Origin of the sequence: Paenibacillus illinoisensis NBRC 15959, from assembly GCF_004000925.1 — a bacterium.
Taxonomy (GTDB): Bacteria; Bacillota; Bacilli; order Paenibacillales; family Paenibacillaceae; genus Paenibacillus; species Paenibacillus illinoisensis.
The window spans coordinates 98,453-113,725 of sequence record NZ_BIME01000011.1 but is presented as its reverse complement, the minus strand read 5'-3'; the positions used below and the strand labels follow the sequence as shown (position 1 = coordinate 113,725).

The following is a 15,273-nucleotide window of genomic DNA, read 5'->3' as shown; positions in this document are numbered from 1 at the left end:
ACAGTCATGAAAATAAAAAGATGGCAAGAGCTCATTGCACCAGCCATGATCTACCTTATATTGTCCATCCTGGCACTCATCGTTGTGTACCCGTTCATTCATGTCCTGTCCGTCTCCTTCAGCGGTAGGGGAGAAGCTCTTCGAAGCGGATTTCATTTTTATCCTCGGGATTTCGAGTGGGAAGCATACCGCGGGCTTCTGGACTATCCGCTAATCTGGTCAGGATATGCGAATACGCTGTTTCGAATGGTCGTAGGGACGGCCTTAACACTTCTGGTTACCATCTGCGCCGCTTATCCGCTCTCCCGTCCCGATCTGCCCATGAAGCGGCTGCTGATCATGCTGCTGTTGTTCACGATGATCTTCGATGGCGGGATTGTCCCGCAATATCTATTAATCAAAGAACTGCATCTGCTTAACACGCACTGGGTCTATGTGCTGCCATCCGCTGCCAATGCTTTTCATGTGCTTGTAATGATCTCATTTTTTCGCTCCGTTCCGGATGCGCTGATCGAAGCAGCTCGTATCGACGGGGCAAGGGACTTGCGAATTCTGTTCCGTATCCTGCTCCCGCTGTCCATTCCGTCACTTGTGACGATCGGGCTCTGGAATCTGGTTTACCACATTAATGCGTTTATGGATAACCTGCTTTACGTCACCGATTCATCCAAATTCGTGCTGCAGCAGGTTGTCCGCCAGATCCTCATCGAGAGCAAACTGGACCCGTTTACTACGGCGACGCTTGCAACACCGCCTGCGCCGGAGAGCTTGAAAATGGCGGCTGTCATTGTCAGCTCCTTGCCGGTGATTGTCATGTATCCTTTCCTGCTTCGATATTTCGAAAAAGGAACCATGATTGGGTCTGTAAAAGGGTAGTGATCGTGCGCATAATATCTGATTGATCTTATAAGGGAGGTATTTCCAAAGATGATGAGGAGACCAATCATTATTGCATTAATCCTGGTCTTGTTGGTGGGGGGTCTGCCGGTTACGGGAGCGAATGCGGAAGATGCGGTTAACCCTGGTGCTGTCTTTTATATTTCAAATGATGGTGACGATTCGAATCCGGGAACGGAAGCCGCTCCATTCCGTACACTTGAAAAGGCCAGGGATGCAATCCGGCAATTGAAGAAGGGTTCCGGGCTGCGTGAAGGTGGTGTGACGGTCTATTTAAGGGGCGGTACCTATAATCGAAGCGAAAGTTTTCTTCTGGAGGAGCAGGACTCCGGTACGGAGAATAAGCGGATAACCTACAAGGCTTATCCCGGAGAAAGCGTACGGTTAAACGGCGGTCTGGAACTTCAAAAAAACTGGTTTTCTCCGGTAACGGACACGAATGTCCTGGACCGAATCATCAGTGCGGATGCCAGAACGAAAGTCCTGCAGGCAGACCTGAAAGCGCAAGGCATCACCGATTACGGTGTAATGAGCCGGCATGGTTATTACAAAGCCAATGACGTCAGTCAGGTTCCTCCGATGGAGCTGTATGTCGAAGGTCAAGGCATGACCCTTGCCCGCTGGCCAAACAATGGAACGGTCCAGATGGGCACCATCACCGATCCCGGACCTACCCGCAGTGACCCGGATTTGCAGACACGCGGCGGGACCTTTACCTACAATTACGAAAGACCGGATCTCTGGGAAGAGGCGGATGACATCTGGTTGGATGGCATATTCGGTTACAGCTGGGAATGGTCGTACAACCAAGTTGCATCCATCGATACAAGCAACAAGACGATTACCTTGGCATACGGAGAGATGAGCGGTCTGTTTACCAACTGGTACCCGGACTTCCATTTTGCCCAGAACCTGCTTGAGGAGATCGATATGCCAGGTGAATATTACATCGACCGGAAGCAAGGCAAACTCTACTTTATGCCTACGGCTGCCTTTGAAAGTGATCATCCTGAGATCATGGTTACAATGCTTAAAACACCGATGATTAACGCGAACAATTTGTCGCATGTGACCTTTGAGGACCTGATCCTGGAGAATGGCCGGGAGTCCGCAGCAGTCATTATGGGAGGGGACAGCGTCCGATTGGAGCACTGCGAAATACGGAATTTCTCCAATGGGGGCGTATTGATTAATACGCAGAGCCGCTGGTTGTATAACGACTTTGCCAAAGTGGACGGAGTGAATCATGCGGTGATCAGCTCCCATATTCATCACATCGGAGGGACCGGGGTGATTCTGAATGGTGGAGATAAGAAGACGCTTGAGCCAGGCAACAATATCGTGGAGAACAGCCATATCCATGATTTTGCTTATTACCATAAAGCCTATAATCCGAGCATCTTCCTGACCGGTGCGGGGAACAAGGTTTCACACAACGAAATTCATGACGCTCCTCATCCGGGAATGCTGATCTTTGGCAATGACCATCTCGTGGAATACAACAATATTTATGACGTCTGCAAAACCTTCTCGGATCTCGGTGCCATCTATATGAATCTGGGCGAGTCGCCTCAGGAACGGGGATCGGTAATCCGCCGGAATTATTTCCACAATATCGGGGAAGGCAAGGCAGGGGTTCAAGGGGTATATCCGGATAACTTTACAATGGGCATTACCATTGAAGAGAACATATTTAACGGCATGGGTAACGATGCCATTCTTAATAACGGCGGTGCCCATATCAAGACCCGGAACAATCTTTTTATTGATGCAAAGGTACCTTATGAATATTCGGACATGTATCTAGGCGATCAACCGGATCAGCAAATATCCAAAAATTATATGCCTAAATGGAAGGCATTGTTTGAAAAGAACAACAATTTTGAAGGCACACCGCATATCGAGAAATATCCGGAACTGGCGGATTTCTTCACGGAGAACCGGTATTATCCGGATACTAACACGTTTCAGAACAATGTGATCTATAACCCGACGAGGAAATTAAGCGGCACGAATAATCAGGGAGCAAGTGACAAGCGCAACCTGCTCCAGTATGCGAACAACTGGATTACGGATCATGATCCCGGCTTCGTTAATCTGGCGAATGGGGATTTGAATTTGAAGGCGGATGCGGAAGTGTTCCAAAAGATCCCTGGCTTTCCGGCCATCCCTTTCAGCGAGATAGGGGTCCAGGGAAAAGCCGGTCCATATCTGGCTCCGGATCACATTGCTGTGGATCGGATCCAATTGTATGACGAGAGCGTAACCATCGGTATCGGGAAGTCATACGCTCTGTATTCCGCAGTAATTCCCTGGAACGCAACGAACCCCGCTATTCAGTACACGTCGAGCGATCCTTCGATTGTTAAGGTGGATACAAGCGGCAAGCTGAAGGGTGTTAGCATAGGGAATGCAACGATTACAGCCGTTTCTGCCGACAACCCGGCCTTAACGGATGAGGTTCAGGTTACCGTTGAAGTTGGGGATGGCATTATCGATTATACCGATTTCGAAAACGGGAGAAACAGCTGGCCGACAGACCCGAACCGGAGCATTGTTGAGGTTGAAGGCGGTAACCATATGTATAAGCTCGTTAAAGGAGCAACAACGTTAAATGAGAACGAGTTCAACCATTATGAGCTGACTTTTAAGATGAAGACGCCGAAAATCATTGCAGATGATGCCACATTCTATGTGTTTGACCGGTTGAACCCTGGCGGAAGCGGCGGCAGGATTGGTTACCGGAAGTATGCAAATGGAACATCTGCCTGGCTCTTGTATAATGCGGCCTGGGCAGCAGTGAAGCAGAATACTCTGGCTGCTCCTGATCTGCAGCCGGATACGGTCTATAACATGAAAGTCATCGTTAAGGGTCCGGAGATTAGTGTTTATGTGGATAACAAACTGAAGCTAAAAGCAAGTGATTCGACATTCAATGCGTCCGGCCAGGTAGGGTTTTATGCCGGCGGTTTCAGTGAGCTCCTGTTTGATGACATCAAATTTACCGTTCCAAGCAGGGAAGTATCCGGTTTGCTGCTTGGTGAGAGCCATACCAACATGGTCAAGGGGGAACAAAAGCAGCTGCAAGTTCAATTTGATCCGCTTGATGCCGAGAATAAGGAGGTTATCTTTCATACCTCCCAACCGGGAATTGCCGCTGTGGATGAACATGGATTGGTAACTGCTTTGGCGGAAGGCGAGGCTGAACTCACCGTAACATCAGTCGCCAACCCGGAAGCATCAGCATCCGTACGCATTCAGGTATCTGATGTAATGCACTTTACGGATTTTGATTCGGGAGCGAACGGATGGCCGGTGGACCCGAACCGCAGTATTGTAACTGTGGATGGCAATAAAAAGTATAAAATTCTCAAAGGTGCCTCGGCCCTTCATCCGAAGACATATACCGACTATGACCTTACCTTCACGCTGAAGACGCCGGCTGTCATGCCGGATACGGGAACTCTATATGTATATGATCGTTCCGTCTCCAGCACATCCGGGAAAATTGCATACAAGAAGCTGGCGGTTGGCACTTCACAATGGATTCTTTATAATGGAGCATGGACAGCTCTGAAAACGACGAATCTACCTGATGAGGACCTGAAGCCTGATACGGAGTATAGCATCCGCATCCGGGTCGAAGGTGCCGACATCCGCGTGTACGTTAACGGGGAACTTCGACTTGAAGGGTCGGATACCAAGCACAATCCATCTGGAACGGTAGGTTTCTATGTTGGCGGGTTCAACGAAATGTGGTTCGATGACATCCAATTTTCCCTGATCGATACGGATCGAACTGCTCCTGAGACCACGGCGTTGATGAGTCCGGCAGAACCGGACGGCATGAATGGATGGTATACACAGCTTGTAACCCTTGCCTTGCATTCTTCTGAAGGCTCTGAATCTGCATCATCAGAATATAGTCTGGATGGAGGGGATACCTGGCTGGCCTATCAGGACTCTCTGACCTTCAGTCAGGATGGCCGTTATACCATTCTATACCGTTCACTGGATTCGTCCGGAAACGCGGAGGAAGCGAAATCGCTGGAGTTTAATCTGGATGCCTCGGCACCCATCATTTCGGTGGCAGAGCCGCTTGCTGGATATTACACAAGCGCAGAGTCCCTGAATCTGTCATGGACTGCTGTCGATGAGGTGTCGGGGGTTGATGAATTGAAGAGTACAGCAAGGCTCGATGATCAGCAGATTGAGCAGGGAGCGGCGGTGCTTCTCTATACGCTGCCCCTGGGAGCTCACACCTTCAAAGTAACCGCCACAGACGAAGCGGGGAATGAACAGGAAGCGGTTGTGACGTTCTCCACTTATGCAGATGTCAGCTCACTCAAAGCGCTGGTAGCACTCTTTCGGGAGAAGTCCTGGATTGATAATGGAGGGATCGCTAATAGCCTGCTCAAGAAGCTGGATAATGGGAATACGGAAGCGTTTCTCCATGAGGTTCAAGCCCAGAGTGGCAAACATATTACGGAGGAAGCAGCAGCCTACCTGCTTCGGGATGGGCAGGCTATAACAACAGAATAGACCACAGAAAGAAGCCTTTCCGATCATATCCGGAAAGGCTTTTTCTTATAGCTAAAGTTGAAATTGCAGCTCGGGATAGATCCAGGCATAAGAATGATAAAGGCCGCTGTTGATATTGATATTGCCCGTGATCGGACGGTAAGGGGCGACAAAACGTTCAAAGTCCGGATTCTGATAGATGTTCGCCATCGCCTCAACCAGATCAAGGGGCCATGTCCCTGCAGAGAGCTGTGCCGGGAAGATTGGATTATCGTCATAGGGCCATTCCTTCAGATGCCCGTTAACATAATGAAAGAATTGTTCGACAGCATACTGGAGGCTTTTACCGCCCGGTGAGACCCAGCGGAACAAATCTTCTCCCGTCGTGTCGAGGGCGAGCTTGGCGGCGGCCGTTACCGGAGCGAGAGCGAAATAATGATACCACACGGAATGCTTGCCTCTGGAAGCTTCTTCCGGAATGAACCCTTCGATGGAGAGGGAGTGGTCGAGATGTTCTTTGAGAGCAGTTACCTCTTCTGCCAAACGAAGCTTATCATCCATAAAACGATACAGCGCTAATTGGGCATACAAACTCCAGCTCCACCAGTTGTTGCGGAGAGGGATTCGATCCCACTCCGGCAGACACACCTGGGTCATCCATTGGGTGAAGATACTCTGCTCTTCTTTGCTCCAGTCCACGCATTCTTTGATTTCATTCGCCGCAAGTATGAGTCCAACCCCCAGATAGGCGGATACCAATGGTCCGTCCGCACCTGTAATCTCCCGATTGACCACTGCCCAGCCCATGATGATTTCCTTCGCTTTGTCTGCATAAGCAGCTGTTCCTGTCAGCCGGTAGGCCAGTGCAGTCGTATAGGCCGTCTGGGCGTCCTTCTCCATCCGCTGCTTCGCGAGCGTGTGCCCCTCCGTATCCTGGTAAAAGCCGGGAATATCCCAAGTGGCAATCGCATGACTGTTCGCAGATAGACTCTCGTTTGCTTGATCAAGAAGAACTTCAAGTGCAGTTGGATGTTTCATATGCATGCAACCTACCTCTTCTGAAATGGAATGATTCTTCAATATCTTTATCGCAGTATCAGATACGAAAAGTAAACCTATTTGGGCTCTACATCATCCAAGGTCAGACGATATTGAAGATGCCTCATGTATGAACCGTCTGCGTTCCTAAATACCATACCGAACCGGATGTCCTCCCCGGATCCTTGCACGATGGCGATCAGACGATTAATACCGGCACGCAGTTCAATATGCTTCTCCGGATCGGGAACACGGCTTCCGTTCAGATAAATCTCATATTCGCAGTTCGTGTTAACTTGAAGCTTACCTCGAAGGATACCATCGACCGGATTGCATGAAGGGTCCAAACCATGAACGAAACAGCTGAGGAACCAGCGCTCATCCCCAGGATCCTGGATAAGAAAGGCACCGTCCGAAGAGCTTCGTTCTTTCTTGAGCATCCAGCCGTAGAGCCCCTCGCCCAGATTGTTCAGCGAGAATTCCGGGTCCGTATAATAGGCCTTCATCGCCTCGTAATTGACCCAAGGCTTGCAAGGCAGGGCCATGACCTTTTCAACGGACCAGTGCGCGTCTGTTTTGGATCTGTGAAGAAGACCGTCGTCTATGGCAGCCCCCAGATTGGCCAAGAGTCGGCTATATAAGCGTATGGACTTGGCGGAATCCGGTTCTAGGAGAAGTTGAGATAAAATGATACATCCTTGTTCCTGTTCCACTTGCAGTACGAAACTCCCGGCAGGACGCTGATGATCCCGGTTTAGCTCCACCAATGCCAGCCTGCTGTATTCCGACGTATGCCCATGCACAAAATAATCCTTCCACGCAGTCCCTTCTACGCTTGCACATAGTACTGCTGTATCGGTCGTATCCAGACGGTAAGAGGCCAAGGGACGATTAACGACTTCTCTGGGTGAGAGAAAAACCTTGTCGAAACCGAACAGGTCAACCGGACTTAATCCTTGGACCGCAGGCCTATCGTAATTCGCCTCCAAGTGGTATGTTTCATGCTTCAGGATCGAGACAGGGCGCTTCAACAGAGCAGAAAGGGAGGCTTCATGACCTGGAGCAGCGGGAAGGATGACGAGTTTACCCCCCTGCCAAACATATTCATTCAACAGGGCTATGGAATTCGAATCTAACAGGAGGTTTGGCTCCACGACAATAAGTTGATATGTCCCGAGAAGGCTGCTCGTGATATTTCCGAGCACGTCGAAGGAAAGGCCAAGGGACCGCAGGAAATGCTCTGCTTTTTCTCCCGGTTCAACCCATGCACCCGTTCGGATCGATATCGTGTCGACGTTTCCTGCATAAGCGAGCATGTTGCGAAGCAAGCAGCAGGCCGCTGGGACTGTATCGAAGTGCTCCATGAGCTGCAGTTGATTAGCGATGAAGAGACCGCTGCCATCCCGGTATTCCAGAAGAGGGGACCACAGATCCCCGCCATCTCCAAAATCCCCTGCGCTGCATTCCAGGATCATATTGAAGCTGCCCTTGATCGGTTTCTCGAAAGCGGCGTGGATGATCGGAGGAGGGCCATCCTCACGGATCTTTTCGTGCCAATACATCAAATCATCATTGTCCAAGCCCTGAAGGATGGGATGGTCATAACTGCCCGCTTGGGCTCGGATGAAATCCTGCCGCGAAATCGTCAAATGACCCAGAGACAGATGCAGCTGCTCCAATAGGAGAAGACGCCCGCCCCTCCGTACATAATCCTGGAGCGCGATCTCCAGTTGTCCGTCCTCATCCTCCAGTCCGCTGCCTGCAACGACGAGGTGAGTGGGGGAAAGCTCACCAAGCTGTTCAAGCCGGATTTGGCTGCATTCCGGGACAAGGCTGTTCATCAAATCGAAATCCTCGCTCCGGCCTATGTAGACCACAGGTCGGCCTATAGAGACAGGGGTGGTCTTATAGTGTGAGGGATACAGTTTGTACTTCAAATTCAGCTCATGAACGAGCTTTTCGCCGTGAAACATTGAAGCATGAACGTGTATAGCTGTTACATCCTTAACAGGCTCAGGTTTCCAGGTTACGGTCACGATCTCATGAATCGCCGGTTCTTGGTTGAACAGGAAGAGTTCCTGGTGAAGGAGTCTGCCTTCCTGACGTACTTCGCATTCAATCCGAGTCTTACTTGAATGGAACGTATCGTTATAGACATCGAAGCTTCTCGAAATCGGCTTATCATCGAAGAAGGAACGATTGTATTCTGCCGGTATCATGGTAGCTGGCTTGAAAGAGGCCTCCATGATCGGGAAGGACGGGTTCTTCATATAAAGCGGATATTCCTTCGGAAGAAGACCGTTATTGAGCGTTAGCGCGTATTTGGGAATGACTTTTGGTTTCGGCCCCGGCGTATCTGGAGCGGATGGAGGAAGCACAACATCGCGCTCCGGCATGGCCCGCATGAAATAATGGGCGAAGTTGAAGGTAGAGATTCCGGAAACGCCTTGTCGCCTCGCATATTCCACGAACAGCCGCTCCTTCTCGGCCAGACCTTTGATACATTCATCCGTGTTTCGATACGCGGTCAAACCTACGTACATGCTGCTGTTCTGGGGGCAGACATACCACCAGCCGCCATGCTCTCCGAACACGAGAGGCACCTTCCGATCCCACGCGTCGATGGTGCCGTCTATGTTATAGTGCCTGCTCTCCACCTCCGTGAGTTCTTTGGGAAGCAGACGGTTATCGCCTTCTGCAATGATCGGGCGGGTTGGATCTAACTCACGAATGAGGTTCATCATGGAAGGCATATGCTGCTTGAATATATCGCGGCCGTCCACCCAGCGCATCTCGTTCTGCAAGCTCCACAGGATGATGGATGGATGATTACGGTCACGCTCTACCAGTCTGCGGACATGGGCTGTGCAGTTCGCGATATAATCGGGATGATCTGCAGGCATGGATTTGCTCGAACCGTAAATGGCCGTTTCATCCACAATCAGCATGCCCATCTCATCGGCGATATCCAGATAATAGGTCGGATGAGGCGCGGCATGCAGACGAACACAGTTAACTCCTGCCTCCTTGCACATCCCATACCAGGTGCGTACGTACTCCTGCGTTTGTTGAATGGCACCCTGGAAATGCCAGGAGTCACTGCGCAAGTTCATGGGCGTACCGTTAAGGATAAACTGCGAACCCTCTGTCCAGATCTCACGGAAGCCGAATGGCTGTACCACCCGGTCGATAACCCGTTCACCGTCCAGGAGCACAAGCTCCAAGCTGTACAAGAAAGGCTGCTCCGGATTCCAGTACTTGGCGTCCTCCCAATCCAGGCGGAACGTCAGCCGGCTCGAAACCCCTTGGCCGCTTACGGCTAACACGTCAGTTTCAGCTTGAAGGATAGGGGAGGATGTCGAATCACTGTTCTCGCGCACATGAAGAATAGCCTTGTGGGATGTCTTCAAGGAGGAAGCCAAGGGATGGATTACTTCAGCATCTACGTCCAGCCGATTCTCCCGTACCGACGTTCGGATCGTTACATCGGCAAGCGAGATCTCCGGCCGACTTTCCAGATATACGTCCTGCCATGTCCCTCTGGCAATCGAACCGAACCACGAGCCTGCAAGGCCCGTGATTTTTTGTTGACCTGAAGGAATCTCGACCTTGTCAAAGCTGCCGCAGACCACATGAAGATCGTGCTCTGTATCCTTTTTGACCCATTCGGTGATGTCCACGAGAAGCGGCAGGTAACCATCTTCCCATATAGCCACGAGCTGATGGTCCAAATATACGGCAGCCTTTTGCATGATTCCGTCCATACGGAGGAAGATACGTGTTCCTGGTTCATTCATGGATGGAGGCACCCGGAATGACCGGTGAAGAACTCCCGCTTCCGCTTGGGACCATTCTTTCGGATACTGAAATACATCATAAGGAGCATATTCGTAATCAGGAATGATCCCGAAGTTCTTTCCCGGCAGCCTTTCGTAGGAGCTTCTCCAGCTGGAGGGAACTTGAACCTTCTGCTCTTCGTAAACTAGCTCTCCAGGAAGCCCGAAGCCAGTGCCCTGCTCATACAAAGGCATGAAATTCCACTCACCGTTTAAGCAATATTGAGTTCGCATGGTAGGAATACTCCTTTCGTTTGACATTCGTTATGCCCGTATAACGAGCGGAATTTCCAGCCAGATCCGGGAGCTCCCATCGGACGAATCCCAGGGTATGAAGTGAGGCTCCATCGTTCCCGCCCAATCAGGCGGCGTATGGGATGTGGAGAGCTTGCCTGAATAGGACGGCTTCTCGATGGTTGCTGGATCTTCCGAGTAGAAGAACATCAGATTCTCATGCAGGGCAATCAAACCGTACTTATCGCCATCCCCCGGCTTCTCCTCCTGGTATTGGTAATGGTAAAAGACATAACTGGCGACCTGATCCGGCTTGAGATGGGCGATTCTGGCATAAGGCCGGGCCGAAGCGTTTTGTCTTAACCATTGTTTCTCGCTGACCGGCTTGTGATAGTGAAAAATATCGATCATCGGTACCCACCTTCTAGCACTGCTCATTCCGGGCCAAATTTCCAAAGCGTCTTCACAGTGAGCGAACAGTTCATGAGGATCAACCGATTGGACCGGACTTTCATAATAAAGAAACAGCTGTGTCCCGAAATGGAACAGACTAAGTTGACAGGCCTCGAGTTCCTTCATCCGGGTTTGAAGTTGGAGTACGGGTAATGCTTCGCGGAACAATTGCTTCGGGTCCATATTCTCGCGGCACTGCGCACGGAAATGATAGCGGTACATAAGCCACCTCAGTTTCATGTCTTTTATCCCCATGTTACTGTAATTGGCTTCAGGATTCCTTGACGATAGTGACCTTCTTTAGCATAATAGCGACATGAATAGAAAAAGCCATTATCTGGACCTGGGGCTGGAAACGGATTTTATTTTTCGCATCGAGAAATGCCCTCTAACTCATGACTTTGATGTCCACCAGCATGACTATTCCGAGCTCGTTGTTATTCTTGGAGGTACCGCAACGCACATTATCGAAGGAAGGGAGTATCCGATCTCCGCCGGGCAGGTGTTCTTCATCCATGGCAATGTGTCTCACGGCTATAAAGACGTGGATCATATCGAGTACGTCAACGTCATGTTTCATCCTGACCAGATGACTCAGCTGCAGGAACTGAAGCTGATGGCTGGCTTCCAGGCATTATTTTATTTCGAGCCGTTCTACCGGAAGGAAATGAACTTCAAAGGAATGCTTACCCTGAATGATGAACAGCTGCGGCAGGTCACCGGTCTGCTTGACGTCATCCTGGATGAGCATGATCAGAAGCCAGAAGGTTACCGAATGATGATCCGCTCCTACTTTACGGCACTCATGGGTGTGCTCTCCCGTTATTATGTGGCGAACAACGGGTGGCCTCAGAATAAAGCGCTGCGAATCGCCGAGTCCATTACGTACTTGGAGGAACACTTTCAGGAGCCGCTCAATCTGGATATGCTAGCGGAAAGGGCGTATTTGTCCAAAAGGCAGTTTCTTCGCGAGTTCGCAAGGAACTTCCAAACAACGCCCATGGACTATGTGATCCGGCGGAGGCTGGATTATTCCTGTACGCTTCTGCGTAATCCCAATTTGTCCATTTTGCAAGTGGCTCAAGAGAGCGGCTTCCGGGACCAGAATTATTACGCCCGCCAGTTCAAGAAGGTTTACCTGTGTACGCCTACGGAATATCGGGAGAAACACGTCTAAACGTCTTGATAAGAAAACAACAGAGACTCATAGGAAAACAATAGGAACTCATAACAAAACAATATGAGCTCATAAGAAAACAGCAGGGACGATTACGTTCCTGCTGTTTTTGTCATGTGCGGCCCAAGCGGGTGCTGCGATATTGACCGGGTGTCATTCCCAGCTTTTTTCGGAATAAGCGAATAAAATAATTGGCATTCTCGATCCCGATCAGCACACCGATCTCGGATACGGGAAGGCTCGTATTTTCCAAAAGAGATTTAGCTTTATTCATCTGCAGCTCGTGCAGGTATTGAAGTGGACTCAGCCCTGTGTATTTCTTCAGGCAGCGGGAGAGATAGTCTACATGGAAATGGAGCGTTTCTTCCATATGCTTCGCATCAAAGGGACGGGTAATATGCTCTTCGAGATAGCTTATCGTTTGATCACACAGTATTCTCGAACGGGGAGCATATTGCAGACGCATAGCCGACTGCAGTTCGGTCAACAAGCCAGCGAGCTGCCCCTGCAGCGGCAAGGACGTTGCGGGCGACAAGCTTAGGTGAAGCTCCATCATTCGCTGCAGGTAGGGAAGAATGCTTGGGGTGTGCAGGCTTGTGAATTTGGGAATGTACATGACCTGCCGGTGCGGAGTGACATCCAGGTTGGAGCCTTTCGCGAAGGGGGTCGACCATGGAATATGTCCGCTGTCCATCGTTCGGACAGGCTCAGGGTGGGCCAAGTGGAGCCAGTATATTTCCGTTTCTTCTTCGCAAGGGCGGTGCCCGACATGCAGACGGTTTGGCTCAAGCACAAGCAAGGAGCCTGCTGTGATTTCGAATGGCACATCATCTTCCGTCATGTACAAGGTACCCTTCATTACAAAGAGCATGTCATACAAGTTAAACGAACGGCTCAGGTGCTGCTGTCCCGGATTCCAGATGGAGTGACCAATCGTCACTAATTGCGGAAGTGGGGGGATGGTTAGCTCCAGACAATTCATACGGCCAGCCCTTTCCATTACTTCATGATGCACCTATTGTATCATGCACTGAATTGCGAATGGTCGGAATTGTGCTATAAAAAGTCGTCTTTACACCTATTCGTTCAATGCTGGAAGGCCTATATTAGGGATATATGAACGAGAAAGGAAGCGAAATCATGCGATTCCGTCAAGTCCATCTGGATTTCCATACCTCGGAAGCCATTGTTTCTATTGGGGACCGTTTTGACAAAAGGCAGTTTCAAGACATGTTGAAGCTGGGGCATGTTGACTCCATTACCGTGTTCTCCAAGTGCCACCATGGCTGGGCGTATCATTCTTCGGAGGCCAACGAGATTCATCCGGGTTTAAGCTTCGATTTGCTTGCGGCTCAGATCGAGGCAGCTCATGAAATCAACGTAAAAACACCAGTGTATCTTTCGGCAGGTTTGGATGAAAAGCTAGCCCGGCGTCATCCCGAGTGGCTGATCCGTGACATGAATGATCGAACGAATTGGGCTGAAGGCTTCATGCAGCCAGGCTATCATCAGTTTTGCATGAACTCTCCTTATCTCGATATCCTGATCGAACAGATTCGGGAGGTTATGCTCCGGTATGATGTAGACGGATTGTTTCTCGATATTGTGGGTATACGCAAATGTTACTGTCATAACTGTGTGGATACCATACGACGTAAGGGGGATGACCCTCGCAACGAGGAAGCGATGAAGAGCCTATGGGAGAGCACATATGCCAATTACACAGCCAGGGTGAAGGAAACGGTGGAATCGATAAAACCAGGTCTGCCCATTTTCCATAATGGCGGACATATCAAGCGTGGTCGTCGCGATTTGGCTGCAATGAATACCCATTTGGAACTGGAGTCGCTGCCTACAGGTGGATGGGGTTATGACCATTTTCCTCTTTCGGCCAGGTACGTACAAACGCTCGGATTCGAATTTCTTGGCATGACCGGGAAATTTCATACCGCGTGGGGAGAATTCGGCGGATATAAACATCCAAATGCACTTCGGTATGAAACCGCTCTCAGTCTTGCAAATGGTGCAAAATGTTCAATTGGGGATCAGCTTCAGCCTGACGGCCTTATGGATCCGGCAACCTATGAATTGATCGGTGTGGCCTACCGTGAAGTCGAAAGTAAGGAAGCATGGTGTGTGAATGCCGCGAACGTTGCGGATGTAGCGTTGTTGTCCTTGGAAGCAGCGGGCGTGCACCCTAAAGCCAAGGAAGACGCAAGTCGGAACGATTCGGATGCAGGGGCTGTACGCATGCTGCTGGAGGGCAATATCCTATTTGATGTGATTGATACGGAGTATGATTTTTCGAATTATCAGGTGCTTATTTTACCGGATTATGTGGCGGTGAATGACGAGCTGAAGGATAAGCTGGATTTCTTTTTGCAGCAGGGAGGTAAGGTTCTCGCCACAGGCTGGTCGGGTCTGGACCAAGACGGCACGTCCTTTGCCATTGATTTTGGAGTGAGATATGCAGGAGTGAATCCATACCGTCCGGACTTTTTTCATCCGTTGTTCAAGCCTGCGAGCCTGGGGGAAGCTTCCTTTGTCATGTATACGGAGGGCCAGAAGCTCGAACTTGCCGGCGGAACGGAGCTAGGAAGCAGGAAAGACCCGTATTTTAACCGCGATGTCTTTACCTTCTGCTCGCACCAGCATACGCCAAGCAGCGATGTCTATGGCGGACCGGGCATGGTAGAGAGCGCCAGCGGCATCTATCTGGCCTGGAATGTGTTCGAGGATTATGCGAACCAAGGAAGTCTGATCCTGAAAGAGACGATCCTGTATGCGCTGAACCGCCTCTTGCCTAATAAAACGCTAAACACCGATCTGCCTGCCCAGGGCGTAACCACCCTGCAGGATCAAAAGCAAGAGAAAAGGCTGGTCCACCATTTGCTGTATGCGTCCCCGGTCCGCCGTGGCAAACAGATCGAAGTGATTGAGGATATCATCCCCCTATATAATGTTGAGGTGTCCATCCGGACTCCCCATCAAGTGAAGAATGTGTATTTGGCGCCGCAGGTTCAGTCCATTCCCTTTAAGTGGGAGAAAGGTTCGGTTAGCTACACCGTTCCAAAGCTTGAATGCCATCAGATGGTAGTTATCGATTACGAGTGAATG

8 protein-coding genes are annotated in these 15,273 nt (G+C 50.2%); 4 read left to right on the top strand and 4 right to left on the bottom strand.

All coding sequences use genetic code 11. The features are described from left to right. The first annotated feature begins 6 nt into the window (after positions 1–6). Together PIL01S_RS23140 and PIL01S_RS23135 are read left to right on the top strand one after the other, a co-directional pair. Positions 7–876, top strand: a complete 870-nt coding sequence (locus PIL01S_RS23140; protein ID WP_095289326.1) for a carbohydrate ABC transporter permease — start codon at positions 7–9, stop codon at positions 874–876. A 51-nt stretch (positions 877–927) separates the two neighbouring features. Beyond that, complete coding sequence (locus tag PIL01S_RS23135; protein ID WP_127539579.1) at positions 928–5,439, top strand: Ig-like domain-containing protein; 4,512 nt, start codon at positions 928–930, stop codon at positions 5,437–5,439. 51 nt (positions 5,440–5,490) lie between these two features. Here the strand turns inward: PIL01S_RS23135 and PIL01S_RS23130 are convergent, their stop codons facing one another. The 3 genes from PIL01S_RS23130 to PIL01S_RS23120 all read right to left on the bottom strand — a co-directional run bounded on the left by PIL01S_RS23130 (position 5,491) and on the right by PIL01S_RS23120 (position 11,219). After that, entirely contained in the window at positions 5,491–6,462 is a 972-nt protein-coding gene (locus PIL01S_RS23130) for an alginate lyase family protein (protein WP_127539578.1), read from the bottom strand. A 71-nt stretch (positions 6,463–6,533) separates the two neighbouring features. Next, on the bottom strand, positions 6,534–10,526 hold the full coding sequence (locus PIL01S_RS23125) for a glycoside hydrolase family 2 protein (RefSeq protein ID WP_127539577.1): 3,993 nt from the start codon (positions 10,524–10,526) through the stop codon (positions 6,534–6,536). Positions 10,527–10,556: 30 nt separating this feature from the next. Then, a complete protein-coding gene (locus PIL01S_RS23120) occupies positions 10,557–11,219 on the bottom strand; it encodes a hypothetical protein (protein WP_246058527.1) in 663 nt (220 codons plus the stop codon). Between the two features lie 76 nt (positions 11,220–11,295). On the opposite strand from PIL01S_RS23120, the gene PIL01S_RS23115 reads away from it, so the two are divergent. After that, positions 11,296–12,156: a helix-turn-helix domain-containing protein gene (locus PIL01S_RS23115; protein WP_127539576.1), complete on the top strand. Its 861-nt coding sequence runs from the start codon at positions 11,296–11,298 to the stop codon at positions 12,154–12,156. A 112-nt stretch (positions 12,157–12,268) separates the two neighbouring features. On the opposite strand, the gene PIL01S_RS23110 is transcribed toward PIL01S_RS23115, so the two are convergent. Beyond that, the gene (locus tag PIL01S_RS23110; RefSeq protein WP_246058526.1) at positions 12,269–13,156 is read right to left on the bottom strand and encodes a helix-turn-helix transcriptional regulator; all 888 of its coding nucleotides are present in this window, start codon (positions 13,154–13,156) and stop codon (positions 12,269–12,271) included. Between the two features lie 140 nt (positions 13,157–13,296). On the opposite strand from PIL01S_RS23110, the gene PIL01S_RS23105 reads away from it, so the two are divergent. Further along, positions 13,297–15,270, top strand: a complete 1,974-nt coding sequence (locus tag PIL01S_RS23105) for a beta-galactosidase trimerization domain-containing protein (protein WP_127539575.1) — start codon at positions 13,297–13,299, stop codon at positions 15,268–15,270. Positions 15,271–15,273: the final 3 nt, after the last annotated feature.